Annotated in this window: 24 protein-coding genes and 2 tRNA genes; 12 read left to right on the forward strand and 14 right to left on the reverse strand. The window is 60.7% G+C overall.

Annotation, left to right across the window (positions count from 1 at the left end; all coding sequences use genetic code 11):
• The first annotated feature begins 27 nt into the window (after nucleotides 1-27).
• Nucleotides 28-453 carry a VOC family protein gene (locus MESCI_RS11725; protein ID WP_013530166.1) on the forward strand — a complete coding sequence of 142 codons (426 nt, stop codon included), beginning with the start codon at nucleotides 28-30 and terminating at the stop codon, nucleotides 451-453.
• Nucleotides 454-462: 9 nt separating this feature from the next.
• Here the strand turns inward: MESCI_RS11725 and MESCI_RS11730 are convergent, their stop codons facing one another.
• Nucleotides 463-1,413, reverse strand: a complete 951-nt coding sequence (locus MESCI_RS11730) for a S1C family serine protease (RefSeq protein WP_013530167.1) — start codon at nucleotides 1,411-1,413, stop codon at nucleotides 463-465.
• Nucleotides 1,414-1,639: 226 nt separating this feature from the next.
• On the opposite strand from MESCI_RS11730, the gene MESCI_RS11735 reads away from it, so the two are divergent.
• The 3 genes from MESCI_RS11735 to MESCI_RS11745 all read left to right on the forward strand — a co-directional run bounded on the left by MESCI_RS11735 (nucleotide 1,640) and on the right by MESCI_RS11745 (nucleotide 4,124).
• The gene (locus tag MESCI_RS11735) at nucleotides 1,640-2,512 is read left to right on the forward strand and encodes a S1C family serine protease (RefSeq protein ID WP_013530168.1); all 873 of its coding nucleotides are present in this window, start codon (nucleotides 1,640-1,642) and stop codon (nucleotides 2,510-2,512) included.
• 8 nt (nucleotides 2,513-2,520) lie between these two features.
• Complete coding sequence (locus tag MESCI_RS11740) at nucleotides 2,521-3,147, forward strand: helix-turn-helix transcriptional regulator (RefSeq protein WP_013530169.1); 627 nt, start codon at nucleotides 2,521-2,523, stop codon at nucleotides 3,145-3,147.
• 110 nt (nucleotides 3,148-3,257) lie between these two features.
• On the forward strand, nucleotides 3,258-4,124 hold the full coding sequence (locus tag MESCI_RS11745) for an SDR family oxidoreductase (RefSeq protein ID WP_013530170.1): 867 nt from the start codon (nucleotides 3,258-3,260) through the stop codon (nucleotides 4,122-4,124).
• Nucleotides 4,125-4,257: 133 nt separating this feature from the next.
• Here the strand turns inward: MESCI_RS11745 and MESCI_RS11750 are convergent, their stop codons facing one another.
• On the reverse strand, nucleotides 4,258-4,773 hold the full coding sequence (locus MESCI_RS11750) for a TIGR00645 family protein (protein WP_013530171.1): 516 nt from the start codon (nucleotides 4,771-4,773) through the stop codon (nucleotides 4,258-4,260).
• A gap of 305 nt (nucleotides 4,774-5,078) precedes the next feature.
• Nucleotides 5,079-7,310 carry an OmpA family protein gene (locus tag MESCI_RS11755; RefSeq protein ID WP_013530172.1) on the reverse strand — a complete coding sequence of 744 codons (2,232 nt, stop codon included), beginning with the start codon at nucleotides 7,308-7,310 and terminating at the stop codon, nucleotides 5,079-5,081.
• 197 nt (nucleotides 7,311-7,507) lie between these two features.
• Here MESCI_RS11755 and MESCI_RS11760 point away from each other — a divergent pair, with 197 nt between their 5' ends.
• Nucleotides 7,508-7,954: a YcgN family cysteine cluster protein gene (locus MESCI_RS11760; protein ID WP_013530173.1), complete on the forward strand. Its 447-nt coding sequence runs from the start codon at nucleotides 7,508-7,510 to the stop codon at nucleotides 7,952-7,954.
• A 253-nt stretch (nucleotides 7,955-8,207) separates the two neighbouring features.
• Nucleotides 8,208-8,564, forward strand: coding sequence for a hypothetical protein (locus tag MESCI_RS11765; protein ID WP_013530174.1), 357 nt, complete (start codon nucleotides 8,208-8,210; stop codon nucleotides 8,562-8,564).
• 211 nt (nucleotides 8,565-8,775) lie between these two features.
• Here MESCI_RS11765 and MESCI_RS11770 read toward each other — a convergent pair whose 3' ends face one another.
• Nucleotides 8,776-9,489, reverse strand: a complete 714-nt coding sequence (locus MESCI_RS11770) for an SIMPL domain-containing protein (RefSeq protein ID WP_013530175.1) — start codon at nucleotides 9,487-9,489, stop codon at nucleotides 8,776-8,778.
• A gap of 134 nt (nucleotides 9,490-9,623) precedes the next feature.
• On the opposite strand from MESCI_RS11770, the gene MESCI_RS11775 reads away from it, so the two are divergent.
• Nucleotides 9,624-9,699: transfer RNA gene (locus MESCI_RS11775), tRNA-Ile, on the forward strand.
• Nucleotides 9,700-9,806: 107 nt separating this feature from the next.
• Here the strand turns inward: MESCI_RS11775 and MESCI_RS11780 are convergent.
• From MESCI_RS11780 to MESCI_RS11820, 9 genes are all read right to left on the reverse strand, one after another.
• Nucleotides 9,807-10,997 carry a site-specific integrase gene (locus tag MESCI_RS11780; RefSeq protein ID WP_013530176.1) on the reverse strand — a complete coding sequence of 397 codons (1,191 nt, stop codon included), beginning with the start codon at nucleotides 10,995-10,997 and terminating at the stop codon, nucleotides 9,807-9,809.
• On the reverse strand, nucleotides 10,990-11,247 hold the full coding sequence (locus MESCI_RS11785) for a helix-turn-helix domain-containing protein (protein ID WP_081285649.1): 258 nt from the start codon (nucleotides 11,245-11,247) through the stop codon (nucleotides 10,990-10,992). The genes MESCI_RS11780 and MESCI_RS11785 overlap by 8 nt, the downstream gene beginning before the upstream one ends.
• A 61-nt stretch (nucleotides 11,248-11,308) precedes the next feature.
• Nucleotides 11,309-11,560 carry a helix-turn-helix transcriptional regulator gene (locus tag MESCI_RS11790; RefSeq protein ID WP_013530177.1) on the reverse strand — a complete coding sequence of 84 codons (252 nt, stop codon included), beginning with the start codon at nucleotides 11,558-11,560 and terminating at the stop codon, nucleotides 11,309-11,311.
• Between the two features lie 447 nt (nucleotides 11,561-12,007).
• On the reverse strand, nucleotides 12,008-13,867 hold the full coding sequence (locus tag MESCI_RS11795; RefSeq protein ID WP_013530178.1) for a DUF3732 domain-containing protein: 1,860 nt from the start codon (nucleotides 13,865-13,867) through the stop codon (nucleotides 12,008-12,010).
• Nucleotides 13,864-14,310, reverse strand: coding sequence for a three component ABC system middle component (locus MESCI_RS11800; protein ID WP_013530179.1), 447 nt, complete (start codon nucleotides 14,308-14,310; stop codon nucleotides 13,864-13,866). Before MESCI_RS11800 ends, MESCI_RS11795 begins: the two co-directional genes overlap by 4 nt.
• Nucleotides 14,307-15,521 (reverse strand): hypothetical protein, encoded by a 1,215-nt coding sequence (locus tag MESCI_RS11805; protein WP_013530180.1) that lies wholly within the window; start codon nucleotides 15,519-15,521, stop codon nucleotides 14,307-14,309. The genes MESCI_RS11800 and MESCI_RS11805 overlap by 4 nt, the downstream gene beginning before the upstream one ends.
• 460 nt (nucleotides 15,522-15,981) lie before the next feature.
• Complete coding sequence (locus tag MESCI_RS11810; RefSeq protein WP_013530181.1) at nucleotides 15,982-17,247, reverse strand: tyrosine-type recombinase/integrase; 1,266 nt, start codon at nucleotides 17,245-17,247, stop codon at nucleotides 15,982-15,984.
• A 211-nt stretch (nucleotides 17,248-17,458) separates the two neighbouring features.
• A tRNA-Phe gene (locus MESCI_RS11815) sits at nucleotides 17,459-17,534 on the reverse strand.
• A gap of 319 nt (nucleotides 17,535-17,853) precedes the next feature.
• Nucleotides 17,854-18,747, reverse strand: coding sequence for a helix-turn-helix domain-containing protein (locus MESCI_RS11820; RefSeq protein ID WP_024504770.1), 894 nt, complete (start codon nucleotides 18,745-18,747; stop codon nucleotides 17,854-17,856).
• Between the two features lie 85 nt (nucleotides 18,748-18,832).
• Between MESCI_RS11820 and MESCI_RS11825 the strand changes: the two genes are divergently transcribed.
• From MESCI_RS11825 to MESCI_RS11845, 5 genes are all read left to right on the forward strand, one after another.
• On the forward strand, nucleotides 18,833-20,104 hold the full coding sequence (locus MESCI_RS11825; RefSeq protein ID WP_013530183.1) for an extracellular solute-binding protein: 1,272 nt from the start codon (nucleotides 18,833-18,835) through the stop codon (nucleotides 20,102-20,104).
• Nucleotides 20,105-20,310: 206 nt separating this feature from the next.
• Entirely contained in the window at nucleotides 20,311-21,171 is an 861-nt protein-coding gene (locus MESCI_RS11830; RefSeq protein WP_013530184.1) for a carbohydrate ABC transporter permease, read from the forward strand.
• The gene (locus MESCI_RS11835) at nucleotides 21,168-22,004 is read left to right on the forward strand and encodes a carbohydrate ABC transporter permease (RefSeq protein WP_013530185.1); all 837 of its coding nucleotides are present in this window, start codon (nucleotides 21,168-21,170) and stop codon (nucleotides 22,002-22,004) included. The genes MESCI_RS11830 and MESCI_RS11835 overlap by 4 nt, the downstream gene beginning before the upstream one ends.
• Nucleotides 22,005-22,012: 8 nt before the next feature.
• Nucleotides 22,013-23,107, forward strand: coding sequence for an ABC transporter ATP-binding protein (locus MESCI_RS11840; RefSeq protein ID WP_013530186.1), 1,095 nt, complete (start codon nucleotides 22,013-22,015; stop codon nucleotides 23,105-23,107).
• Between the two features lie 35 nt (nucleotides 23,108-23,142).
• Nucleotides 23,143-25,170, forward strand: coding sequence for an aldo/keto reductase (locus tag MESCI_RS11845; protein ID WP_013530187.1), 2,028 nt, complete (start codon nucleotides 23,143-23,145; stop codon nucleotides 25,168-25,170).
• Nucleotides 25,171-25,197: 27 nt separating this feature from the next.
• Here MESCI_RS11845 and MESCI_RS11850 read toward each other — a convergent pair whose 3' ends face one another.
• Complete coding sequence (locus tag MESCI_RS11850) at nucleotides 25,198-26,073, reverse strand: AraC family transcriptional regulator (RefSeq protein ID WP_013530188.1); 876 nt, start codon at nucleotides 26,071-26,073, stop codon at nucleotides 25,198-25,200.
• Between the last annotated feature and the right edge of the window lie 242 nt (nucleotides 26,074-26,315).

Consider the following 26,315-nt stretch of genomic DNA (forward strand, 5'->3'; position numbering starts at 1 on the left):
GTATGTTAATTGACGGGAGAAGGAAAGATGAAGACCACGAGCTATTACCCGGTGCTGATGACCGGCGACGTCGCCGGCACGGCGGCCTTTTATGTGAAGCATTTCCGCTTCCAGCCCCTGTTCGAAAGCGACTGGTATGTGCATCTGCAATCGGGGGAGGACAGAAGAGTCAATCTCGGCATCGTCCAGGGCGACCATGAGACCATCCCGGAAGAGGGGCGGGGCCGCGCTTCGGGCCTGCTGATCAATTTCGAGGTTCGCGACCCGGACGCTGTCTATGAGCGCGTCGTCGCCGCCGGCCTGCCGATCCTGCGCTCGCTGCGCGACGAGCCCTTCGGCCAGCGCCATTTCATCACCAAGGACCCCAATGGCGTGCTGATCGACGTCATCAAGCCGATCCCGCCGAGCGAGGCGTTTCTGGCGCAGTATGCGGAAGGGGTGGCGGGAGCCTGAGCGCCCGCCTCAACTGGCCCTTGCCACCGGCGTCACCGTCACCTGGCTGACACCGGTGCGGCGCACGACGGTGCACAGCGTCTCGCGGCCGATGCGTTCGGCGTCGAGCATGCGCACCAGGTCGTCGACGCCGGTGACAGGACGGCCGTCGATGGCGGCGATGATGTCGCCTTCTTTCAGGCCGGCCTTGGCCGCCGGGCCGTCCTTTTCGACGCTGCGCAGGCGAACCGCCGTGCTGGTCGAGACTTGCGACAACAAGGCGGCGCGGCGCGGCAAACTGGCAGTGTCGGCCGAGACGCCGATGAAGGCGCGGCGGACACGGCCGAAGCGGATGATCTCCGAAATGACGAAATTGGCGGTGTTGGAGGCGACCGCGAAGGCGATGCCCTGCGCGCCATGGATCATGGCGGTGTTGACGCCGATCACCTCGCCGGCCGACGAAACCAGCGGCCCGCCGGAATTGCCGGGGTTGAGCGCTGCGTCGGTCTGGATGACGTCGTCGATCAGCCGGCCGGTCGAGGCGCGCATGGAGCGGCCGAGCGCCGAGACGACGCCGGAGGTGACGGTCCATTCAAAGCCGAGCGGATTGCCGATGGCGATGGCGATCTGGCCGCGCCGCAGCCGCTTGGAATCGGCGAGCGGTGCGACATCGGCAAAGCTGCCGTCGGCGCGCACCAGCGCGATGTCGGTGTCGGGATCGCGGCCGAGCACGCGGCCTTCGCGGGAGGCGCCGTCCGGCATCGAGACGCGCACTGTCCTGGCATCGCCGACGACGTGGAAATTGGTGACGACCAGTCCGTCCGGCGCGATGACGAAGCCGGAGCCGTGGCCGCCCTGGCCGCCGACGCGTTCGATGCGGCAGACGGCCGGGCCGATGCGGTCGACGGCGTCCGCAACGGTCGTCGAATATGCGTCGAGCAATGTATCGTCAGGTTCGAATTTGGCTGCGGCGAGGGCCATGGAAGGGCTCCGTATTTTCGGGCGAAAGGATGATTTTTTTCCTGTGCGCGTCGTTGTCCCAAAACCGCTGAGCACTTTTGGGCGACACGCACTATATGTGCGGAGCGGCTGGAACCGCCGCGACCTGACCAGATGGCCAGTCAAACCGGCAACTAGCCGTCAGGCGAGTACCTCTGAACGCGCTGTCGAGCGATATCTGGGGCATGGATGAACCCAGGAGACCAATATGAGCGATTTCAATCTGAGTGCGTTTTCGCAAGCCATCGCCGATCTCGCCGCCCAGGCGGCACCGGCAACGGCTGGCTTCGCCACGCATCATCACCGCACGGCAAGCGCCTTCCACTGGCGTGACGGTTATTTCGTCACCGCCGAGGAGGCTGTCGAGGCCGGCGAGGAGATCGAGCTGACGCTGGCCTCGGGTGAGGCGGTGAAGGCAGAACTGGTCGGCCGCGATCCGTCGACTGGCGTTGCCCTGCTGAAGCCGGCTACGGCCATCAACGCCGTGCCGTTGGCCAGGGCTGACGCGGTGCGGCCAGGCAACATTGCCGTCGCCATCGGCAATAGCAACGGGTCGGCTCTGGCCGTTTCGGGCTCGGTAGGCGAAGTCGGTCCGGCCTGGCGCTCGATGCGCGGCGGCACCATCGACCGGCGCATCAATCTGGCCGTCGGTGCCGGCGGCCGTTTCGAGGGCGGCCCGGTTCTCGACGCCAAGGGTGCGCTGATCGGCATGCTGCTGTTCGGGCCGCGCCACCGGGCGCTGGTCATGCCTTACGAGACGATCGAGCGGGCGGTTGCGACGCTGCGCGAAAAGGGCCATGTCGCGCGCGGTTATCTCGGCGCCGGCCTGCATCCGGTACGCGACCGCGACGCGCATGGCGCGATGGTGATGAGCCTCGATGACGATGGTCCCGCCAAGGCCGCCGGTCTCTCTCTCGGCGATATCATCGTGGCGTGGAACGGTGAGGCGGTGCATGGCCCGCGCGACCTGATCCGCAGGCTCGGACCAGACAGTGCGGGCGCTTCGGTGACGCTCGGCGTGGTGCGCGGCGGCGAAAAGCGCGATGTCGGGCTGACCATCGGCGAAAAGCCGCTGAGCTGAGGGCATCCATGGACACGCTCACCAGCGACCGGATCATGCATGACGGTGCCGTCTCGCGGCGGCTGGCGGTGCTGATTGCGCTTGGCGATGCGTCGCGCGCCGAGCGCCTGGCGGCCTCGCTGGCCGCGAGCGATGACCTGCTGCCGGTGGTGGCCGGCAGGGCTGACGTCGCCATCGTTGACGACAGCAGCGGCGGTGCCGTGCCGGCCGCCATTCCCCGGGTTCTGCTATCGGGACGCGCTGGCGAACGGCCCGCGGGCGAGGTGTTGGCCGTCCTCCAAACGGGCGCGGACGATTTGTTGATCGCTGCGGCGGCGCGGCTGGCGGCGGCCGGCTATCGGGTATCGGGCGAGCGCAGAACCGGACGCCATGAGGATTTCCATACTGGCGATGGCGAGCCGTTCGAAGATGAAGCCTCCGACGAGCATGCCGTCCGTCCTTCGCTGTCGCCGCGCGAGGCGGAAGTGCTGGCGCTGCTGGCCGAGGGCGCACCCAACAAGGTGATCGCGCGGCGGCTGAACATTTCCGTGCACACCGCGAAGTTCCATGTCGCCGCAATCCTGATCAAGCTCGGTGCCGCCAACCGCACCGACGCGATTGCCACTGCGATGCGGCAGGGCCTGGTGCTGGTTTAGTCATAAACCCTACGCTGCGTAACGCGGTGTCCGGCGTGTCGGGTCTTGCGCTGTGGTCGCCCGCCGCGCAAAGCTTCGCGCCTGACGTGTTGCAAGGGAGGCGCAAGGAAATGTCGCTCAAGGGAAAGACGCTGTTCATCTCCGGCGGATCGCGCGGCATCGGGCTGGCGATCGCGCTGCGCGCGGCGCGCGACGGCGCCAATGTGACGATCGCGGCCAAAACCGCCGAACCGCATCCGAAGCTGCCCGGCACAATCTATAGCGCGGCAGAAGAGATCGAGCAGGCCGGCGGCAAGGCGCTGCCCGTGCTGTGCGACATCCGTGAAGAGGCACAGGTGGCCGAGGCGGTCGCCAGGACCGTGGAAAAGTTCGGCGGCATCGATATCTGCGTCAACAATGCCAGCGCCATCCAGCTCACCGGCACGCTGGAAACCGACATGAAGCGCTACGACCTGATGCATCAGATCAACACACGCGGCACCTTCCTGGTGTCCAAAATGTGCATTCCGCACCTGAAGTTGGCCAGCAATCCTCACATCCTGAATCTGGCACCGCCGCTCGACATGAAGGCCAAGTGGTTCAAGAACCATGTCGCCTACACGATGGCCAAGTTCGGCATGTCGATGTGCACGCTGGGCATGAGCGCCGAGTTCGCCAAGGACGGCATCGCCGTCAATTCACTGTGGCCGATTTCGACCATCGACACGGCAGCCGTGCGCAATCTGCTGGGCGGCGCGACGGTGGCGGCAATGAGCCGTTTGCCCGACATCATGGCCGATGCTGCGCATGCCATCTTCATGCGGCCAGCGCGCGAAGCGACCGGCAACTTCTACATCGACGAAGAGGTGCTGCGCGCCGAGGGCGTCAGCGATTTCTCGATCTATGCGCCTGATGCGACCGGGCCGCTGGCCGGCGACTTTTTTGTCCCCGACGAGGTGTTTGCCCGCACGGACAGCAAGATCAGGAATATTTACTAGAGCTGTTCGTTTTGACGCGACGGGCGTCGAGCCAAGACCTTCGCCACCAGCAGAGTCGTGGGAAAGCCCTGCTCGAACAAGGCGGTAGGGCATCGTTCCTGCGGGATTGATTCAACGTCCGGCAGGCGCAGGCTCACGCCTCGTCCTTCTTGCCTTTGCTCAGGCCCATCAGCCGGTCGATATAGGCGAGCATGAGCGCCGAGACGACGAAGGCGAGATGGATGATGGTCAGCCACATCAACTGGTCGGTCGTGTAGGACGATGAGTTCAAGAACACCTGCAAGAGGTGGATCGACGAGATGGCGACGATGGTCGAGGCAACCTTGACCTTCAGCGAACCGACATCGATGGTGCCCAGCCAGTGCACACCGCCGTCCTGGTCGTCGAAGCGGCTGACGAAATTCTCGTAGCCCGAGATGATGACCATCACCACCAGCGAGGCAACCAGCGCGGCATCGATCAGGCCGAGCATCTTCAGGATGGTGTCGGTGTCACCGAGCGTGAACGCCAGGCTAATGAACTCATAGAGCTTCTTGCCGAAGGACAGCGCATAGACGGCCAATGCCAGGGCCAGGCCTATATAGAAAACGACGAGCAGCCAGCGTGAAGCGAGAATGATCGATTCGATGGCGAGTTCGAGACGCTTCATGGGATGATTCCGGCGGGTTGATCTCTCAGCAATGGCCGTATTCGACGAGGCCGCCACCGTTTGCAAGACAAAAAACCCCGCCGAACAAGGTCCGGCGGGGCTCAATGCGTCCCGCTGGAGTCGGGACGGGGCAGGGAACGCCCAGCACCGAATCTGGGGTGGCTGCGCTCGCGATTCAATGAGCCGTATCTAATGCCCGTACAATTCTTGTTGAACCCGACACATCCATCCACCCCCGGTTGTGCCGGGGGTGGATGCTTCTCTTGCCGATTCCACAAACCGGGTCATGATTTTGAAATCATGACCTAATTGTTGCTGGCGACCGGTGCCACCAGCGAGGTGATGCGGCGGATGGCGACGCGGCGGTTCTCGCGGTTGGGCGCCGCCGTGTTGACCTTCAGATACTCCTCGCCATAGCCCTGTGTCGTCAGGTTTTCCGGCGGGATGCCGAAGGCATTGGTCAGAGCCTCCGCCACCGCTTCCGCACGGCGATCGGAAAGAGCGAGGTTAGCCTCCGGTGTGCCGACCGCGTCGGTGTGACCTTCGATCAGGAAGGTCTCGGCCGGGTTCTTCTTCAACAGCTTCTCCATGGCCGTCGCTACGCCCTCGAGCTTCTGCACCTCGGTGTCGGAGATGGAGGCCGAACCGAATTCGAAGTTGAGCGTGTCGAGATCGACGCGACGTGCGATGTCGCGCACGCGGGCCGAACGCTTGACCTCGTCGATCGAATAGAGGCGCTGGACCTTCTCGACCGGGGGCTGTTCGAGGAACTCGTAGTAGTCATCGGGGCTCTCGACGTCCTCGGAATCGAGGATGTATTCCCGGCGCGGGATGGTCAGCCGCATCGGCGGCAGGTCGTCGCCGGGATCACGCCAGTCGCTGTCATCCTCATAGTGCCGCTCGTCGACATAGCTCAGCACATATTCGCGTCCATCCGGCGCAATGCGCGAACGCTGGATAACGTCGCCATAGCGGTTGCGGATGGTGACGATCCGGACACCGTTGTCGCGCTCGACGATTTCCCGGGTGCGATCGCCCGACAGATCCTCATAGTAGACTTCTTTGGCACCGCGGGTGACGCGCGGGGCATCATTGCTCTGGACAAATGTCTGGTTGTTGAACTGCAGGATGACGCGATCGCCGAGTTTCCTGACGACGTCGACGCCTTTCGGACGCCGACGATCGCGGGCGATCTCATCGGGCGCACGCTCTACGCGCGTGCCCTTCTCCTCGGTCACCGGGACGATCTTCTCGGGCTTGATCTCCTGCTGTGCGGCCCTGTCGTCGGTGGGCGGCGGACCCTGGTCGACGGGAGCAGCCACCGGCTTGCGGCCCTGATCGCCACCTTGCTGGGCATTTTGCCCGCCATTCTGCTGCTCGCCATCCTGCTGAGCATTCTTGTCGCCACGTTTGCGGCCGCCGCCCCTGCGCTCGACGTCCTTCTGGCTGTCCAGGATGGGAGCGGCGTTTGGATCGGCCGGTGCTTCGCCTTGCACCGGGTTTTCGCCCTGTGCCGGTGCTGCCGTCTGACCATTGGCCGGTTGTTCGCCGGTGGTGGGTTGTTCGGCCGTCGCCGGCTGCTCGCCAACAGGTTTCCTGCCGTGCTTCTTCGTCGTGTCCTGGGGCTGCTCGCCTTGGGCCGCCGGCTGCTCGCCGGCAGGGGCCGTCGCCTCTCCAGCGGGAGCTTCCTTCGGCGTCGGGGCGACTTCAGGTTGGGCTTGCTGATCCTGCCTGTTCTTCTTGCGCGGCTGGGCCTGCTCGCCGGGCTGATTGTCGTTGGCCGGCGCGACCTGTTCGGCCGGCGTCTGCTCGGTCTGCTGCTGCTGATCACGCTTCTTCCTGCGCGGCTGCTGTTCCCCTGCGGGTGCTGCCTGTTCGGCCGGCGCCTGCTCGGTCTGCTGCTGCTGGTCACGCTTCTTTCTGCGCGGCTGCTGTTCCTCTGCGGGTGCTGCCTGTTCGGCCGGCGCCTGCTCGGTCTGCTGCTGCTGGTCACGCTTCTTCCTGCGCGGCTGCTGTTCCTCTGCGGGTGCTGCCTGTTCGGCCGGCGCCTGCTCGGTCTGCTGCTGCTGGTCACGCTTCTTCCTGCGCGGCTGCTGTTCCTCTGCGGGTGCTGCCTGTTCGGCCGGCGCCTGCTCGGTCTGCTGCTGCTGGTCACGCTTCTTCCTGCGCGGCTGCTGTTCTTCGGCGGGAGCGGCCTGTTCGGCGGGCGCCTGCTCGGCCTGCTGCTGCTGGTCGCGCTTCTTCCGGCGTGGCTGCTGCTCCTCGGCGGGCTGCTCGCTCTGGGCAGGCGCGGCCTGCTGTTCAGGCTCGGCCTTCCTGCGCTCGTGTTTCTGTTCGGGTTCCGCCTGCTGCTTCTGCGCGCAGGCCTCGGCCGATTCGCCCTCGGCGCATGCTGCTTGCGCCAGGATGAATGGGGTTGCCGTGCGCTGGGCAAGACCGGACGCGACACTTCCCTGAAGCGGGAACGCGCCCAACGGCGCGGATGCCATCAACAGGCCAAGTGCGGTGCCTGCCAGAATCCGTGGTTGGCGTTTCATCGAAATTCTCCTTGTGGGGTCCCATCCTTGCCGAAACCGATCTTGTGCCGATTGGTTCCAGTCTGGCACGGATAGAGGCCGTACGGGGCGATTGACCGACCTTTTGAAGGCAACTTCATGTCATTCACCTGGCGATAGCCGCAATTGCGACCATTGCCGCGCTTGACCTTGCCCGCGGCCGGGGCCACATCCGGGAAATGGAAACGCCATTCTGGAAAACCAAGGCGCTGGAGGCGATGAGCCCGGCCGAGTGGGAATCGCTGTGCGACGGCTGCGGTAAATGCTGCCTGTCAAAGCTTGAGGACGAGGACACCGGCGAGATCTACTGGACCAGCGTCGGCTGTCGGCTGTTCGACGCCGAGACCTGCCGCTGTTCGGACTACGCCAACCGGCTGGCGCGCGTTCCCGACTGCGTCGGGCTGACGCCGCAGAATGTGCGAACCATCAGTTGGCTGCCCAGTACCTGTGCCTATCGGCTGGTTGCCGAGGGCCGCGACCTCTACTGGTGGCACCGGCTGGTGTCTGGCAGCGCCGAGACCGTGCATGAAGCCGGCATCTCGATGCGCGGCCGGGTCAAGGCGAGTGAAACCGATCTTGCCGAGCCGGAAGACTATTTTGACTATGTGCTGGACGAGGAGCCGTAGGACCAGCGGCGGCGAGCAACAGCCTTACGTTCCACGACTTCCGGCCAATCCGCGGGCTCGGAATAGGGCGCCGAGTCAGGCATTCCGGCCTTCACCAAGGCTGGGGACGGTGGCGAATGGCCGGAACTTCCTTTTTCCCGCCATATGAACCGGAGATGAACGGCAGGTTCGTAAAGAGTTCAGACAGGCAAGCGCATTCTCCCCCCATCGGTTCACGAGGACGGGCGAAGGCCCGCAAAAAGGAGAGAAGACGATGTTCAACACGATCAAGACGGCAGCCCTTTCGGCCCTGGTCGGTCTCGGCACGCTGGCGGCCGTTCCCGCCCACGCCGACAGCCTCTATCTCGGCTTCGGCAACAACAACGACCCGCGTTTCGGCGTCTATACCGGTGACGACGGTTATCGCCATCGCCGTGATGAACGCCGCGGCGACTGGCGCCGTGGCTGTTCGCCGGACCGCGCCCTCGACAAGGCCGAACGCATGGGCCTCCACCGGGTCCGCATCGTCGACGTCAACCGGCGCACGGTGAAGGTGGCGGGCCGTCAGGACGGCGACCGTGTCGTGGTGGTGTTCGCCAACGAGCGCGGCTGCCCGGTTATCTATCGCTGAGGTTCGACAATTAAGGCCGACCCTCTTTGAGGGGCAGCCTGGCAGCATGATCTTTAGCAAGATCAGCTGGGACTAGCGGAGCCCCTTTCCGTTTGAAGGGTGTGGCTCGAAAAAACCCCGCGGGAGCAATCCCGCGGGGTTTTTCATGCGTGCTATTGGCTGGTGATGCATCGGTGGCTGGACAAGACCAGCCACGGATCCTCAGAGCCGCTTACTTCAGTTCGAAGGTGACGGTCACCTGGACATTGTAGGAATTCTCGCCGGCCTGCACGGGAGCCGCGCCACCCGCCGCGGCATCGAAGGCCTTGGCGTTGATCGGCATCGGCGCCGGCGCAATGTTCTGATCTGATATCTCGAGCACCCGGCCGAGGCTGGCGCCTGCGGCCTCGGCCAGCGTCTTGGCCTTGGCCATGGCGTTGGCGACCGCCTTCTTGCGCGCCTCGGTGACCGTGGCTGCCGGGTTGTCATTGGTGAAGGCGATGCCGCCACCCTGGTTGACGCCGAGCGACACCGCCTTGTCGAGGATCTCGCCGGTCTTGTCGACATCGCGCACCCGCACCGAAAGCGTGTTGGTCACCTGATAGGCGACGAGTTCGGCTTCCTGGCTGCCGTCCGGCTTGTTGGTGTAGTTGTAGCGCGGGTTGATCTGGATGCCGGCGGTCTGCAGGTCCCGGTCCTTGATGCCGGCGGACTTCATCGCCGCGATCACGGCGGCCATGGCGTCATTGTTGGCGTCGAGCGCGGCGCGCGCGGTCTTGGCCTCGCGCATGACGCTCAGCGTCAGGACCGCCAGATCGGGGGCCACGGTTGCTTCGCCTTCGCCCGACACGATGATGCGGGGCGGCGTCGGCAGATCGGTGGCTCCAGCCATCGCCGGAAAAGCGATTGCAGCGGCGAGCGCGAGAGGCAAAAGATGTCTGGTCATGAAAATCTCCTTGGTCTGCGATCAAGTCGCAGACGTCGCGTAGAGCGCGATTATGGGTTGATTTGGGCGATCTGGGGAAGCCCGTCGGGAAAGCCTTGTGCCGCGATGCGAAAAACATTAATCCAGCCCGCGTGGGGCCTGTAGCTCAATGGTTAGAGCCGGCGGCTCATAACCGCTTGGTTGGGGGTTCGAGTCCCTCCGGGCCCACCATAACCGTTGATTTTGTTGACAAAAATCGCCCTGGGCCCAAAACGTTTTGGGCCCATTATGGGCCCAAAGCAAAGACCACGGTCCCGGTTTGTTCCGACTCAATTTGATTATCTGACGATGCGCAGGTTTGCTCGCCGCTTCATCGCGTCGCGTTTGGCCTCGCGCTCGTTGATGGCACGGGCAATATCAACTGCGATCCGCTTCTTGTTGGCCTCGCGCACGTAGTCATCCGTTACCGCCATGGAGGAATGGCCCATAGCCTCCATTATGGCCCGCGCTTGGATGTTGCATTCAGCGAGGTAAGTGCCGAAGGTGCGGCGCAGGCCATGGAGCGTGTAGCCGCTAGGAATTCCCGCCTGCCGCGTCCAGTGCTGCATCATGCCCGACAGGCTCTTTTCTGAAAACGGGTTGCCATAGCCGTTCTTCAAGACGGTTCCCCCCTTCGAGCGGTCAAGCGGATCCAGCGCTGCCGCCAGCTTGTCTACGACTGGGATGAACATCTCGCGCCCGCCGTGGCGGTTGCGGTTCTTCTTCTGTCGGAAATCAAAGGCCTCGATTAGCACCAGCGAGCCATCGAACAGTTCAATCTCTTCGGTTAGAAGATCATCCCACGCAAGCGCAGCGATATCGCCGCGACGATTTCCAAGCCAGAAGCCGAGTGCGTAGCAGGTGCGTGCGGCTGTCCCGACGGGGTGTCGCTCCTCGAACGTTTCGCGCATCGCGATCGGCCAGGCCGGGTTCTTGGTCGATTTGGGCACTCGCACGCGGATGGACAACGAGGGATCGTCCTGCGGCTTTATCCATTTTTCGATGTCGGTCGCGACCCATACAAGCTTCTTTATGGCCACCAACATGTGTTTGGCGACCGTACGGTTTGTTCTGAAGATGCCTTCAATTATGGCGCGAAGCCGATCCGCGTCGAGGTGTTCGACTGGCGTTTCGCGCCACGTCAGCGGATAGGCAGGATCGACCTTCAGGCTGAGAAAGCGCTCGATCAGTCGCGCATTCTTCCGCTGCGTTGCTTCATCAAAATCCAGCCACTCCATCGTGGTCTCAAGTCGACGCGCGGCATGGCCAAATGTTTTTGGCAGTGCCCGACCGGGCAAATCGATAATAACAGCATTCTTATGTTGGCCCTGCGTGGCATTCTCGTAAGCCACCTCGAACTCGGGATCTCCTGGCTTACCGGGAAGTTGGATTTCAGGCATGCCTTTTGCACGGTAGCGGTAAGTTAGCTTGCCATTCTTGATACGCGAAGAGATCCCAGGATAGCGCGCATCCTTAAAGGGCCTAGCCATCAACGTTCCTTCCAGACTTTCTCCGCCGGTGATCAGCTCGCGGGGAGTTCTCCAGCATCGCTTGCAGCGAAAGGGTTTTGCTTTCGATTGCAACGCGCAGGAGCAGAGGGTAGGGGAACCCTCTGCCTTGCTCTATGCCTTCAAAGGTGCGCTTTGGTATTCCCAGCGCCTTGGCCGCGGCTTCGGCAGTGACCCCCCCCTTTGCCCGCCAGGCTTTGACTTCTTGCGCAAGTTTCTCATTCTCGTTCACGTCATCCCTTCCGCACGAGCTATCAGCGTACTACGTCTACAGCGTATACGCAACAAGCGTATTATCGTTTTTCAACGTCCCGTTTGCTTCGTTCCAACAGCTCTTGAAGGCCGGTATCTTTGTCCGGCAACGAGGTGAAAGCAATATCCAGTGCGACACGATCCCAGACAGCGCGGCTGTTGATGCGCTTGGGCTGGGGCATCCGACCATCGGCGACCATCTCGTCAAAAAGCGTCGATCCGACACCGATGTAACGAGCCGCTTCCTCACGAGATAGCCCTCGTGGGGCATACGAGATTGCGTCACTCTTCATGGACGCTGCCTCGGTCCTGGCAATCCAGGCGAGTTGGTATCGAAGCGCAAAAGCCACATCCTAGTTGCCAATTCGTAGCGAGGAGATCGTGTTGGGCTAAAATAAGAAAACCCTCGTCAAGCGGAACCGGCCTGACTAGTTCGTTCGGCGTAAATTGGCAGCAACGTGTGAACGGGGTGCATTCCGGCAGGAGCGCAATCCATAGGCAAGTCGGCGGAGGGTTTTCGCTGAGCTGGCGATCAACGACCCACTACTCGGGACGTCGCGTTCGGGGCCGGGAGCGGACTGATTGGTTCTGGCGAGCGATCATGGGCTAGCAGCCATACCGCTCCCGACCTCCCTACGGTCGACGGCAGCGCTGGTCTCACCAAAAACGGCCACCAGAATAGGCTTGCTGATATTTCAGATCAATTGCGGACATTTGCAGGCGTTCGCGCCCGATACGCCCTAGTCCGCCCTGGAAACCGGGATCAGGGCGTTTCCATCTCGGAAAATTTCAACTAGGTGCACGTTCTTGAGCCCGTCCCAATATCGCGGATTTATGTGCTCGAAGACGATCATCTGGAACTCTTTTCCCATTTCATTTGCGGTGGAGATGAACTGGTCCAAAAGCTCCAGTGCCAACTTGACCTTTGCGACATCGCTTTGGTCGACGTCCTTCTCGCCCTCCCCATCCTTCCGATCATCCTCGCCCCAGTAAGGCCTCGAGAACTGATCAATAATCAGGAACGGTGCCACGTGAATGCCGTCGTTCCGCATAACTAGTTCATGCAGGCCAAGGAACAGAAACAGGTGAAGGAACATGTGGTTGGAACTGCTGCCCACGTTCTCGGTCGATGCTGTTCTGGGCTTGCGCAGATGAAGCTTCTTTTCCGAATAATTGAAGGCGGAACGATATTCGCCATAGTTCCCCAGCGCTGCCTTCGTTAGAGAAATATAATCCTGGATTGCTTCATCAAGGGCGCTGGTGAACAGCTCTTGCCGATCGTTGACAGGTGACACAGCGAGGTCTTCGATTTCAGCTGTCAGGTTTGCGATCAACTCGCTGTTGTCTGTAACCTTTTCTGACTCTAGATCGCCGTACAACTCAAGCTTGGCCTTCGTTTCGCCGATGAAGATATACTTATCTTTATCGGTCTCGAAGCTCTCCATCTCGGCGGGAAGGGCTTGAAGGTCTTTTTCGAGCTTCTCGCGCTGAGATTCCAATGCCTTGATAATTTCGGAGATGTTGCTGTCCAACGGCGTCTTTCTCGCAGTAGCGTCTTTAATCTGCTGTAGACCCTCGGAAAGGTTCCTGAGGATGTCGTCGAATACGGATGTCCGAACCGTCTCCTCGTAGTTCCTCATCAGATATTCAACGGGCTGGAGGCTATCCGCTGTCTCCTTGAGGGTCACCTTATGATTTCCATACTCCGAAGCGAATTTGCGAAGCCCCCTGATCTTTCGAGAAACTCGGTATAGCTGCGAAGAAATCTCCTCATACTGCGCGGACACATACAGATCGGGGCCACTCTCCCGCTCCGTCACCATTCGCTTCAGCGCGGTGACTGAAGCATCCGCGTCTGTATTGTCGGCGACTAGTCCATACCCCTTCGCCCGCGCGACGGTTTCAGCCAATTGGGCGTTAAACTGATCGCGCTTTTCCTGCGTTTTCGCGGTCAGTTTTTCAAGGCGGGCGAGGCTTCGCTCCAACTCCGTCCGCTTCTCTCGCTTCAGTATGTTCTCGACCGTGTCGATCCCCACAGCAATGTCGAATATGCGCGGTAAGGCCTCTTGGTAACGAGGCTCGTTCTGCTTGTCGAAAAACTGATCGCTATGCGTGATTATATCTTGAGAGATCGTGTTGAAGAGCAGGAAGTATCGCAGCGACACCCTAGAGCCGGTTTGCAACGTTCTCCCGCCAAAAGGAATTTTGACGTCTTGGTCGATGCCGAAGTCAGCGCTCAATTGCTTCTTCAAGACGCTTTCGCTGATATTCGGTATGGGCACGGAGTCCGGCACCTCCCCTATTGACGAGAAGTAGTAATCAGACGATGTGGTCTTTCCTGCCGGTGCGCGTCTCGCCAGCGTATAGACCTTATCGTTCACATGAATACGCAGTCCGTACCAGGCGACATTTTCGTTGATAATGCTCTCAGAAATACGATGCTTGCTCGCGAACATGCAATAATCTACGATATCCAGGATGGCGGTTTTACCAGTGTGGCTGTCTCCGGTGATCACATTCACCTTGTTCGGCAAGAACGTAACGGACCTTCTTTGTTCGGTATTGAGCCACAGGTACAGGCTTTCGATGTAGAATTTCATAGCTCGATCCTCGCATTGAGGTAGAAAATTTCAGCATTGCCAGAAATCAGGGCAGCTATGTTTGATGACGCGCGCTTAACGCGCTCGGCGCGTTTGCCCATTGATGCGTCGAAGGGTAAGTCAGACGCTACCACCGCACCGTCGTCCTTCAATTGAAGCACGCCCATCTCATACAAAAATTGCAGGGCATTGACGGTCGGAGTAAGCGACGCAAGGTATCGCTCATTAAAATTGTAGAAGAATTCGATGTTATCGATCAGATACTGCTCAAAACTTGCAAATCTGAATCGGCCGTTGGCAAGCTTTGTTACCATCTGACGATGCGCCACAACTGGCAAGATCAACGCAATTTGGGGGATCGTTAGAAATCCCGCCTCTTTCAGCACAGAGGAGATCGCGAACGCATTGATCCCGAGATTATTGTAATATGAACTGAACTTCACTTGTAGCGGTCTTTCCAGTCGCTCAACCAGCCAATCACCGGTCGATCAGAGAGATCGTAGAACCCGCCATGACTCATGGGTATCGGAAGCTCCTGCGAAGCAAGCGTCAGTTTTCTCTGCCGCAAATCTCCGACAATCGCACGGGCAGATGCGCCCTCATCACCAGTTGACTGTTGGGCTGAGTAGGCCTGAAGGAACTTGCCTTCCCAAATGACGGAAGCCTCTTCCTCCAAATCGTCAATATCGGATTGGGTGATATCCCCGTCTTGGATCAGTCGTTCCATATTATCGCGAAAGTGCAACCGCCTGGTGGTGAACTTCGTATGGAACTCAACGTTATCCTCTGAGATGTCATTGATATCCACCAATTGCTTGATGAACGTCTGGTCGAGTAGACTGTCCGGCAAAACAGGCGGAAATCTTCTGAAAAGCAGACCGCCGCTCCGAGCTTTATCGAAATATCGTCGGTATTTCTGGGTGAATTCGTCAAAGCTGATCGTGATTTTCTGCCCTGCCTTGACGGTGGCATAGGAATTTTGCCGTACCTCTGAGTCGATGGCGTGAAAAACGTCGTCAATACGTGATTGGTGTATCTGCTTCTCGGCGATGGACGCTCTGCATAGGTTGATGATTTCGTCCTTCCCCAAAGCGAACGACAGGTGCTCAAAAAAGCTCTCTGACACGGCGGCGTCGAGTGAGAGCACGTCATCGATGTAACCTTGAATCACCTGGTCTTTGCTTTTCGCCTTGAGCAACGTGATCTCAGCGACAAGCTCAGCATGACTTTTGGTGCTAGCCTTGAAGGTTTCAATGGATATCAGAAAGGCATTTTTGTCATTTTCTGACTTGTTGGATGCGAGCAGGAAGCTAGTCTTTTTAAGAAATGCAAGCTGAGAATCCACCGACGCCCGTCCATCCGCCGGGTCGATGATCAATTTGCACCAGTTCGAAATCGATTTCCAAAGATCGCTGTCCAACGTCGTAAGGTTGATAGGAGCGCCATGTGCACTCGTCTGAACTGTGTGCTTCAGCTGGACAAGTAGATTAGTGCCGTCTGGACGCTCGATATGAACGTCATCTAAAACCTCCAAGCCCACAACTTGGCCGATTTTTAGGTTCAGCAGCTCATTTAGAAAATAATAGTACTGGTAGTCGAAACCAATTGATTTATCTTCCGCACTAGTCGTATCGACGCGCGACCTTCCGCTCATGGCCTACCAACAGGATTCGAGAAAACACGCTCCAAGTAATTACGCCGACACCTAGCAGCTGCCAATCGCTATTTCAATGTACTAACGATAGGATTTGGAGCTAAGATCGATATCAATTTAAACGATTCAATCGCTGATTTCGCCTTCTCGGGTATTGAGAAGGAAGATCTGGAGATTCTTGCTCGGTTGAATAAATCTCGTCCCGTCCGGAACCGGCAGGAATCTGGTACTTTCTTTCCAACTCAGCCTGTGCGGAGGTGGCGAGTATGTCCGCTTTCAGGTGAAGGTTCCGACCGTCCGAAATGACCGGTAAGAGGGCGCAAAGCTCACTTTTACCTCCCGCCATGCGGGCTGAATTCGGGTCAGAATGCTTGGGCGCCACTGGAAATTGGGCAGTGTTGATGCGCCCGAAGGTGGGAGGAATCACCCTCTCAAGGGTTCAGTGCAGTGGTATGGCGCTTCAATCACTCTTCGCCCTGGTCAATGGGTCGCCAGACCATAGGTCGGCCAGTTTTAGCGGTCTCCGATCGCCGGCAATTTGCACCCGCGCGTTTTTGCTCGCAAGTTCTTCCAGATAATCGGCCCACCATTGCATCATCTTTACGCGCTCTTCCCAGTGCTCTGCCCGGGCGTAGGCGCGACGAACGTCGTTGTTCTCAACATGGGCCAACTGCCGCTCTATGGCGTCCGGATGCCACTTTCCGCATTCGTTCAGCAGAGTTGATGCGGTTGCTCGAAAACCGTGCGCGGTAGCTTCTTCCTTGCCGTACCCCATACGGCGAAGGGCCGCGTTAAGCGTGTTGTCGGAAATCGGACGCAAGCCCGATCGAACACTAGGAAACAACAGCGATCCACCACCAGAGATTCGTCTAAGTGAGGTTAGGACCCCGACGGCCTGCCTGGAAAGTGGTACGCGGTGCGGCCGTCTCATCTTCATGCGCCCTTCAGGGATGCTCCACACCGAGCTTTCGAAATCGAACTCGTCCCATCCGGCCGCACGCAACTCGCCGGGGCGGGGAAACAGCAGGGCCATCAGCTTCAGGGCGGCTCGGGTTGTAGGCTGTCCGTCAAAGGCATTGATCGCCCTCAGCAAGCCTCCCAAGGCCATAGGATCGGTAACCGCGGCACGCGGCGTGACCGTCGGACCGACGAGTGCGCCCCTGAGGGCGACCGTCGGATCTAGATCGGCGCGTGCGGTTGCGATTGCATATCGAAACACGCTGCCAATCGTGGAGCGCAGTCGCCTGGCCGACTCGTATCGACCGCGATCCTCCACGCTGCGGAGAGCGGCAAGAATTGTAACCGGATCGATCTCCCGAACGCATTTGTCCCCAAACGCTGGATAGGCAAAGTCGAGCAACCATTTGACCTTGGTGATGGTCCGGTCGGCACGTCCCTCCTTCTTCAGCTTGTCGACATAATCCTCCGCGATTGATCGAAAGGTGTCCTCTGCCGAAGCCTTTTGCAACTTACGCTCCAGTGCGGGGTCGATGCCACGTAGGAGGAGACGTTTGGCGGTATCGCGCGCCTCGCGTGCCTCAGCGAGGGAGATGAGGGGATAGCTGCCCAACGCCAGAAGCTTCTGCTTGCCGCCAAAACGATAGGCGAGGCGCCATAGGCGAGATCCGGTAGGCTGCACCCAAAGCTGGAGCCCGCCACCATCGGTCAATTTCACGAGCTTGGAAACGGGTCGGGCATTTCGGCATTTTACGTCGGAAAGGGCCATTTTCGGGACCTCCATTTGGCTCATCGATACCATCAGGATCTCCAATACCAGCGAAAATACCAGCCCTCTGCCTCGTTGGACCAACTACGCCGAAATTCCACAAAACCCGACCAACCGCGCCTTGCGCTCCAAAATCCTCAACAATTTCATGCAATTGCCGAAACAGAAGCGTAGAAGCTTCGGCGAAAGGGAGTGTCGGGAAAAGAGGGGATGGTGCCCAGAGGCGGATTCGAACCACCGACACGCGGATTTTCAGTCCGCTGCTCTACCAACTGAGCTATCTGGGCCTGTTCCGGCAAACGAAAACTCGCAGGCCGGGATTCATCGAGGCGCCGTGGGCGCCCCTTGAAAGCGCGTGGGTTATAGCACGGGAATTCGGCCTGTCCAGCGCCTAGGTGGCGATTTCAGGCAGGAAAAGCGATGCCGTGCGGCGCCCCGGTTTCCATGCCGCTTGCGGGCCGGAATCGCGCACGGCATGGCACTATCCGGCCTTCGCCATTCTTGTCCGTGCCGCTATTGCAGGCTGAAACGCCGTCACATGTCTTTTAGCCGGCGGTCGAGGCGCAGCAATGCTCGCGGCACTGGGCGCCCGCAAGTCGCCATCGCCTATCTGGCGCCGGTCACGCCGCGGCGAAAATCGGAAGGCGACATGCCGGCGAGCTTGCGGAACGACTTGTTGAAGGCGCTGAGCGAGCCGAAACCTGAATCCATGGCGACACGCAGCACATTGGCGTCCTGATGCATCAAAAGCGCCTGCGCATAGCTCAGCCGCAACAGGTTCACATACTCATTGAGCGTCATGCCGGTGGATTTCTTGAACAGGCTCATGGCGTATTTGGGATGGATGTCGGCGGCCGCGGCGATGTTCACGCAATCGATGTCATAGAGGAAGTTTTCGGCGATGAAATCGCACATGCGTCCGACATTCCGCGACGATTGCTGGTCAAAGGGGCTGCCTGTTTCCTGGTCGGTCGGAGTTGCGGATACCAGCCGATAGGGCTCGAACCGCACTCGCTCCAGCCGCAGCAGCAATTCGTTGACGGCATGTTCGGCCTTGGCCTGGTCGCCGGACCGGGCGTAGCGGTTCCAGCGCTCGAAATTATGGTTGTCGGACTGGTCGGTGGCTGATGTCACCAGTGTTGCGCCCGTCATCAGCCGATGCCTTATATCCGTGGGCAGGTGCAGCCGGAAGAAATGCACCAGCGGCAGATGCGCTCCGGCATAGATGGCGTCGTCGGACAAATCGTCCATCTGGTGCGGCAGGCCACCCCAGAACAGGCACATCTCGCCGGCCGAAAGCGAAATCTCGTGGTCGTTCATGCGGTAATGCACGCTGCCGCGCACGATGAAATTAACCTCGACCTGGGCGTGCCAATGCGGCTTGAGCATCACCAACGGATTGGTGTGAAACATCTGCAGGAGCAGCGGCAGGCCTTCCACGCTGCTGGCCCCAGGCTGGTAGAACGGCCGTTCAGGCATCTTACTTTCCGCCAATTTCATATTCCCTTTGACGGCGACAGGCCTTGCCCGGTGCATAGTCTAGCCACGCTCACAGTGAGAGAGCAAATGAAATGGGAGGATTTCAATGCGCATCACAATGACCTGCGCCGCGCTCGCGCTTGCCCTGGGCTCAGCCCCGGCCTTCGCGCAATCCGGCGAAATCACCATCTGGAGCTGGAATGTCGCGGCTTCATCGCTGAAAGCGACCATTGCCGGCTTCAACAAGCAATTTCCCGACGTCAAGGTCACGGTCCAGGATCTCGGCAACCAGCCGACTTACGACAAGTCGATCGCCGGCTGCGCCGCCGGCGGCGTCGGGCTGCCTGATGTCGTCACCATCGAGAACGGCGAGGCCGAGAATTACTGGAGCCAGTTCCCCGACTGCTTCGTCGACCTGCATACGCTCGGTTACACAGCCGACGACCAGAAAAAATTCCCTGATTTCAAGCGCACCGAGCTGGAAGTGGGCGACAAGGCCTACGCGATGCCGTGGGATTCCGGCCCGGTGGCCGCCTTTTATCGCCGCGACTTCTACGAAAAGGCCGGCGTCGATCCGGCTTCGATCAAGACCTGGGACGATTTCATCGCCGCCGGCAAGAAAATCCAGTCCGCCAATCCTGGCGTCTCGATGACCAATGCCGATTTCAACGGCGACTCGGAATTCTTCCGCATGATCTCCAACGAACAGGGCTGCGCCTATTTCTCCGAGGACGGACAATCGATCACGGTCAACCAGCCCAAATGCGTCGATGCCATGACCAAGGTCAAGGAGATGAAGGACGCCGGCATCATCTCGTCGGCCGACTGGGGCACCAAGATCACCAACAACACCGCCGGCACCGTCGCCACCCAGATCTATGGCGGCTGGTATGAGGGCACCATTCGCACCGAATCTGCCGGCGAAAACGGCAAATGGGGCGTCTATCTGATGCCGAGCCTCACCGCCGACGGGCCGCGCGCCGCCAATCTCGGCGGGTCCTCGCTGGCCATCACCTCGGCTTCCAAGAACAAGGAGGCTGCCTACGCCTATCTGAAATACACGCTCGGAACCAATGAAGGCCAGATCACGATGCTGAAGGAGTTCGGCCTGGTACCGTCCCTGGTCTCGGCACTCGACGATCCCTATGTCGCACAAGGCCTGTCTTACTGGGGGGGCCAGGCGGTATGGAAGGACATTCTCGGCACCTTGCCGAAGGTTGTTCCGAGCCGCGGCACGCAGTTCCAGAGCGACGCCGAAATCATCGTCCGCGCCGTGCAGACCAAGTATCTGACCGGCGGCTATCCGGACGCCAAGGCGGCGCTCGACGATGCCGCAAGCCAGATCGCGGCGGCGACCGGACTGCCCGTCAAATCTTGATCACCGCTTCTCCTTCTCCCCTTGTGGGAGAAGGTGGATCGGCGCGATAGCGCCGAGACGGATGACGGGTGCTCCAGCGGAGTGAGACGTTTGCGTTCCCTGGAACACCCCTCATCCGTCGCCTTCGGCGACACCTTCTCCCACAAGGGGAGAAGGGAAGACCCAGGCGACGGCGTGAAACAACAAGCGGTAGAAGGAGGAGCAAGATGCGCAATCGTAACGCCACGGCCTATCGCTTCCTCACGCCCTATCTGCTGATCTTCGCGATCTTCTGGGTGTGGCCGATCATCAGCTCCTTCATGATCTCCTTCCAGGCGACGCGCACCGTGCCGTGGCGGTTCGCGCCGAGCTTCAACTGGGGCCGGTTGATCGGCGATCCGGCCTTCTTCAACGCCCTGAAGAACACGCTGCTCATCCTGGTCATCCAGGTGCCGGTGATGATCTCGCTGGCGCTCGTCATGGCGGTGCTTTTGAACTCGCCGCTCTTGAAGGCGCGTGGCCTCTACCGCTTCGCCTTCTTCGCCCCGGTCGTGGTCGGCGAGGTTGCCTATTCGGCGGTGTTCCGGCTGATGTTCAACCTCGATTTCGGCATCATCAACAAGCTCCTGAACAGCGTCGGCCTGCCCAAGATCGACTGGTTCTCCAACGTCACGCCGGCGATGGCGCTGATCATGATCGCGGTGACCTGGCGCTGGGCCGGTTACAACGCCATCATCCTGCTCGCCGGCATGCAGTCCATTCCCGAAGACGTCTACGAGGCGGCGACGCTCGACCGCGTCAGCAAGCTCAAGCAGTTCTTCTACATCACCCTGCCGCTGCTGAAGCCGGTCATCGTGTTCTGTCTCGTGCTGTCGATCATCGGCACCATGCAGCTGTTCACCGAGCCGTTCCTGATCACCGAGCGCGGTGGGCCGGGCGGCGGCACGGAGACGCTTGGCCTGCTGCTTTACCGCCAGGGCTTTCGGTCGCTCAACTTCGGCTACGCCTCGGCCGTCGCCTACACCATGGCCGGGCTGGCGATCGCCATCACGCTGGCGCAGCTGTGGCTGACGAGGGAACCGAAATGAGTTCGCGCTCCTCCGCCAGGCTGGGACGCAGCATCGCTCTGCATCTGTTCCTGACGCCGCTGGCGCTGATCTGGCTGTTTCCGCTGTGGATGATGGTGGTGTTCTCGACCATGCCCGACAACGGCATCTTCAGCCCCGGCATCGAGCTTTTGCCGCACGGCAATTTCATCGACAATTTCAACAATCTGCAGCGCGACACGAACTTCGTCGGCGCCATCGGCATTTCGGTCTCGGTGGCGGTGACCTACACCATCCTGTCGGTGCTGCTGACGTCGATGGCCGGCTGGGCGCTGGCCCGATACCAGTTCTTCGGCAAGGGCGCGGTTGTCGCCATCATACTGGGCACCATAACGCTGCCCTATGCGGTCGTGCTGATCCCGCAGTTCATCATGGTGGCGCGCGACTTCAAGCTCGCCAACACCTGGGTGGCGCTGATCGTTCCGCCGCTGTTCAATTCGCTCGGCGTGCTGTTCATGCGGCAGAGTTTTTCGATGATGCCGGACGACCTCTTCGATGCGGCGCGCGTCGAGGGCGTGAAGGAGTGGCGCATCTTCCTCTTTGTCGCGCTGCCTTTGGCGCGGCCGATGCTGGCCGCACTCGCCATCATCCTGTTCCTCGCCTCCTGGAACAATTATCTGTGGCCGCTTTTGATCAACAGCCAGCCTGGTTCGATGACGGCGCCGGTGGCGCTCGGCACGCTGATCGGCCTCACCAAGGTGTCATGGGGCGGCATCATGGCGGGCGCTGTAATGCTGACGGTGCCGATGCTGGTCGTCTTCGTGCTGCTGCAGCGCCATTTCATCGCCGGCATTGCCGCCGGCGCGGTCAAGTAAGGGGCAGCATGGCAACGGTCACGCTCACCAATGTCGTCAAGCGCTTCGGCGTCTTCGAGGTCGTCCATGGCGCCAGCATGGACATCAAGGACGGCGAGTTCGTCGTCTTCGTCGGCCCCTCCGGCTGCGGAAAATCGACGCTGCTCAGGATGATCGCCGGGCTCGAGGACATCAGCGGCGGCGAGATCGCCATCGGCGGCAAGGTGGTCAATGATGTCGAGGCGGCCGACCGCGGCATCGCCATGGTGTTCCAGTCCTACGCGCTGTATCCGCATATGAGCGTCGAACAGAACCTCTCTTTCGGCCTGCGCATGACCGGCAATCCAAAAGCCGACACCGAACGGCGGGTGAAGCGGGCGGCCGAGATCCTGCGCATCAGCGAATTGATGGACAGACGCCCGAAAAAACTCTCAGGCGGCCAGCGCCAGCGCGTCGCCATCGGCCGCGCCATCGTGCGCGAACCGCAGGTGTTCCTGTTCGATGAGCCGCTCTCCAATCTGGACGCCGAATTGCGCGTCCAGATGCGCGTCGAGATCTCCCGGCTTCACAAGGAACTGGGCACGACAATGATCTATGTCACCCACGACCAGACCGAGGCGATGACGCTCGCCGACAGGATCGTCGTGATGCGCGCCGGCCATATCGAGCAGATCGGCCAGCCACTCGATCTCTACGACAACCCCGACAATCAGTTCGTCGCCGGCTTTGTCGGCTCGCCGAAGATGAATTTCATCAAAGGCCGGGTTGTCGGGCACGATGCACCTGGCGTCGTGGTCGAACTGGCGGGCCAGGAGAAGACCCGCATCACGCAACCGCTGACTGGCACTGCGCCCGAAATAGGCAGCCCAAAAATCGGCAGCAAGGTCATTGTCGGTGTGCGGCCCGAACATTTCGGCAATGCCGGAGAAGGCGACGCCGACCTTGTGGTTGCCATCGACGTGATCGAGCACCTGGGCGGCACAAGTTTCCTCTATGCCAGAACGGCCAACGGTGACGACGTGGTGATCCAGCGCGACGCGGCAAAGGTCCCTGACACGTCCGAGATCACCGTTTCCATCCGCAAATCCTACCTGTTCGACGAAAAAGGACTGCGGCTGCGCTGACCGCCAGCCCTTTCCAGCCTTCAAGGAGAATGACAATGACCGCAACCACGCCCATTCGCTGGGGCATTCTCGGCCCGGGCAGCATCGCCCAGTCCTTTGCCGGTGGCGTGGCCGCTTCGGACACCGGCAAGCTGGTCGCCATCGGCGCACGCAATCCCGCCAAGCCGGGGCTTGCCGAGCGTTTTCCCGGTGCCCGTATCCTCGACGGCTACGACGCGCTGCTCGCCGACCCCGACATCGACGCCGTCTACATTTCGATACCGCATCCAGGCCATGCGCAATGGGCGATCAAGGCGGCCGAGGCCGGAAAGCATGTGCTGTGCGAAAAGCCGCTGGCGCTGACCGCCTTCGAGGCCGACGCCATGATGCATGCCGCGCGCAAGGCCGGCACATTCCTCGGCGAAGCCTTCATGTACCGGTTGCACCCGCAGACCAAGAAGCTGGTGGAGCTGATCAGGTCCGGCGTCATCGGCGAGATCAGGATGATCAAGTCGAGCTTCGGTTTCGCCATGCCGGGCTTCATGCCGCAGCACCGGCTCTATGCCAACGATCTCGCCGGCGGCGGTATTCTCGATGTCGGCGGCTATCCCGTCTCGATGGTCCGGCTGATTGCCGGTGCGGCCGTCGGAAAGCCCTTCAGCGAGCCAGACAAGGTGGTCGGCACCGCCCATCTGGGCCAGTCCGGCGTCGACGAATGGGCCTCCGTGCTGCTGCATTTCCCCGGTGGCATTGTCGCTGAAGTCTCCTGCAGCATCTCGCTCAGCCAGGACAATGTCCTGCGCATCCTGGGCACTAAGGGCCGCATCGAAGTGCCGGACTTCTGGTTCGCCGGCGGCAACCGCGATGTCGGTCTCGGCCGGATAGACGTCATCGCCTCCGATGGTACGCGCCAGACCATCAGCGTCGACGAGAAGCGCCATGTCTATTCCTTCGAGGTCGACGCAGCCGGCGAGGCGATCCTCGCCGGCGGCCAAGAATTCGCCTGGCCGGGCATGGCGTGGGCGGAAAGCCTCGGCACCTTGCGTGTGCTGGACAAATGGCGGGCGGCAGCCGGCCTCGAATACGGGATCGAGAAGGCCGAGCAACGCACCAACACCATCTCCGGCCGGCCGCTGCTGTCCGGCGGCACGGCGGTCGCCAAGCGCACCATTCCTGGCCTGTCGAAGCCGGCATCGGTGGTGGCGCTCGGCTTCGAGGATTTCCGTACGTTTTCCTCAGGTTCGATCCTGCTCGATGCCTTTTTCGAGGCCGGCGGCAATCTCTTCGATACCGGCTATGTCTATGGCGGCGGCTATACCGAGAAGCTGCTTGGCGAATGGTTGAAAAACCGTGGCGTGCGCGCGCAATCGGTGGTCATCGCCAAGGGCGCGCACTCGCCGCTGTGCTATCCTGATGTGATCGGCAAGCAGCTCGACCAGACGCTCGAACGCCTGCAGACCGATCATGTCGATGTCTACTTCATGCACCGCGACAATCCGGATGTGCCGGTCGGCGAATTCGTCGATGCGATGGATCGCGAGGTCAAGGCCGGCCGCATCCGCGGCCCGTTCGGCGGTTCGAACTGGACGATGGAACGCATGGATGAGGCAATTGCCTACGCCGAACGCACCGGCAAGCAAAAGCCCGGTGCGCTGTCCAACAATTTCTCGCTGGCCGAAATGCTGGAGCCGATCTGGGCTGGCTGCGTCACGTCCTCCACGGACGCGTGGAAGGCCTGGCTGACATCCAGGCAGATGCCGAATTTCGCCTGGTCGAGCCAAGGGCGCGGCTTCTTCACCGATCGGGCGGGTCGCGACAAGCAAGACAATGAGGAGCTGGTGCGGGTCTGGTACTCCGAGCGGAATTTCGGCCGCCGCGACCGGGCGATCGAACTTGCCGCGAGACTGGGCAAGAGCCCGATCCATATTGCGCTGGCCTATGTGCTCGCTCAGCCCTTCCCCTCCATCCCGCTGATCGGGCCACGCACGTTGGATGAACTGGACGACAGCCTGCGCGCTCTCGACATCACGCTTTCGCAAGCCGATCTCGAATGGCTGGACGGCGGCAGCCTGCGCGCTGCCTAGTTGGCCGCCTGTTTAACCGTGGCGGCGTCAGGCCTCGTCATCGAACGCCCTGACGCCGCGCCTGGCCGGAGTCCGCAAATTCGCGTACATGCCTGTGGTGCGGAACTGGCTCGGTGTGATGCCGTAGCAGCGGCGGAAGACCTTTGAAAAATAGTTCGCTTCCTCGAAGCCGCATAGGATGGCGACTTCCTTCACCGGCAAAAAATCCGCTTTGGTCAGCAGCTTCGCCGCGCGTTGCAGGCGCTGCTGCAGCACGAACTCGGCCGGAGGCAGGCCTTCGCTCTCGGCGAAACAGCGTGAGAAATGGGCTCGGCTGAGGCCGCTGATCTGGACCAGGTCCGCCACCGGCAGCGGCTTGTCGAGATTGGCGTTGATGTGATCGATGACCGGCTGCATGGCGCTTAGTTTTTCGGCGAAGGCATGGGAACCGAAGACATCGTCATAGAGCGCCATCGCAGCCTCGTAGGCTATCGCGGAAGCAGCACCCGGCGAAGCGGCGCCTTTGATCAGGCGCAGGCTGCAATCGGCAAGATGATCGATTGTCGCCGGCTGCAGCCGAAATACAGGACCCGAGACGCTGAGGATCGACTTGTGGATGCGCAGCGCTTCCTCGCCGTTCATCGAAATCCAGAAATATTCCCAGCGCTCATCTCCAGCCAGCCAGTAGCGGTGGTTGTGCGGCACCAGCACCAGCAATGTGTCGTTCTTCTGCAAGCGGTAGTTGCGGTTTTCGTAGCGCAGCCGGCCAGTCCCGCTGATCGTGTGCTGGAGCACGGTGAACGGTGTCTGACCGCGCTTGCGGCCGTCCCAGTCGTAGATTTCGTCCTCGCGCACTTCGTAGCCCGTGCTCGTCGGCATGGCGTGCAGGCGCTGGCGGCCGCGCGGCAGCGAGATCGTGCGCATGGACTGTCCGTGTTCTATCAAATCATGCAGCACAAAATTACCCCTGAAAGCATAATCCTTCTCTGGTCGCGCTCGCGAATAAGCGCATAATCCCCATCGAAAAGCGAGAGAGATCCGCAGTCAAGGAGCGGACAGGGAGGTTGGCGAGCCGGTTTCCGGCTTGTCCTGCATACATGTCGCGGCATGTGGCTACAGCCTCCCATTGTCATTCCTTGCCTGCAATTCGAAATGGAATGAGGTGC

This window comes from Mesorhizobium ciceri biovar biserrulae WSM1271 (genome assembly GCF_000185905.1).
Taxonomy (GTDB): domain Bacteria; phylum Pseudomonadota; class Alphaproteobacteria; order Rhizobiales; family Rhizobiaceae; genus Mesorhizobium; species Mesorhizobium ciceri.

Bases quoted from the DNA above. Each gene is read 5' to 3' on its own strand.
- MESCI_RS11725 (WP_013530166.1), top strand. From the start codon at position 28: ATGAAGACCACGAGCTATTACCCGGTGCTGATGACCGGCGACGTCGCC.
- MESCI_RS11730 (WP_013530167.1), bottom strand. From the start codon at position 1,413: ATGGCCCTCGCCGCAGCCAAATTCGAACCTGACGATACATTGCTCGAC.
- MESCI_RS11735 (WP_013530168.1), top strand. From the start codon at position 1,640: ATGAGCGATTTCAATCTGAGTGCGTTTTCGCAAGCCATCGCCGATCTC.
- MESCI_RS11740 (WP_013530169.1), top strand. From the start codon at position 2,521: ATGGACACGCTCACCAGCGACCGGATCATGCATGACGGTGCCGTCTCG.
- MESCI_RS11745 (WP_013530170.1), top strand. From the start codon at position 3,258: ATGTCGCTCAAGGGAAAGACGCTGTTCATCTCCGGCGGATCGCGCGGC.
- MESCI_RS11750 (WP_013530171.1), bottom strand. From the start codon at position 4,773: ATGAAGCGTCTCGAACTCGCCATCGAATCGATCATTCTCGCTTCACGC.
- MESCI_RS11755 (WP_013530172.1), bottom strand. From the start codon at position 7,310: ATGAAACGCCAACCACGGATTCTGGCAGGCACCGCACTTGGCCTGTTG.
- MESCI_RS11760 (WP_013530173.1), top strand. From the start codon at position 7,508: ATGGAAACGCCATTCTGGAAAACCAAGGCGCTGGAGGCGATGAGCCCG.
- MESCI_RS11765 (WP_013530174.1), top strand. From the start codon at position 8,208: ATGTTCAACACGATCAAGACGGCAGCCCTTTCGGCCCTGGTCGGTCTC.
- MESCI_RS11770 (WP_013530175.1), bottom strand. From the start codon at position 9,489: ATGACCAGACATCTTTTGCCTCTCGCGCTCGCCGCTGCAATCGCTTTT.
- MESCI_RS11780 (WP_013530176.1), bottom strand. From the start codon at position 10,997: ATGGCTAGGCCCTTTAAGGATGCGCGCTATCCTGGGATCTCTTCGCGT.
- MESCI_RS11790 (WP_013530177.1), bottom strand. From the start codon at position 11,560: ATGAAGAGTGACGCAATCTCGTATGCCCCACGAGGGCTATCTCGTGAG.
- MESCI_RS11795 (WP_013530178.1), bottom strand. From the start codon at position 13,867: ATGAAATTCTACATCGAAAGCCTGTACCTGTGGCTCAATACCGAACAA.
- MESCI_RS11805 (WP_013530180.1), bottom strand. From the start codon at position 15,521: ATGAGCGGAAGGTCGCGCGTCGATACGACTAGTGCGGAAGATAAATCA.
- MESCI_RS11810 (WP_013530181.1), bottom strand. From the start codon at position 17,247: ATGGCCCTTTCCGACGTAAAATGCCGAAATGCCCGACCCGTTTCCAAG.
- MESCI_RS11820 (WP_024504770.1), bottom strand. From the start codon at position 18,747: ATGAAATTGGCGGAAAGTAAGATGCCTGAACGGCCGTTCTACCAGCCT.
- MESCI_RS11825 (WP_013530183.1), top strand. From the start codon at position 18,833: ATGCGCATCACAATGACCTGCGCCGCGCTCGCGCTTGCCCTGGGCTCA.
- MESCI_RS11830 (WP_013530184.1), top strand. From the start codon at position 20,311: ATGCGCAATCGTAACGCCACGGCCTATCGCTTCCTCACGCCCTATCTG.
- MESCI_RS11835 (WP_013530185.1), top strand. From the start codon at position 21,168: ATGAGTTCGCGCTCCTCCGCCAGGCTGGGACGCAGCATCGCTCTGCAT.
- MESCI_RS11840 (WP_013530186.1), top strand. From the start codon at position 22,013: ATGGCAACGGTCACGCTCACCAATGTCGTCAAGCGCTTCGGCGTCTTC.
- MESCI_RS11845 (WP_013530187.1), top strand. From the start codon at position 23,143: ATGACCGCAACCACGCCCATTCGCTGGGGCATTCTCGGCCCGGGCAGC.
- MESCI_RS11850 (WP_013530188.1), bottom strand. From the start codon at position 26,073: ATGCGCACGATCTCGCTGCCGCGCGGCCGCCAGCGCCTGCACGCCATG.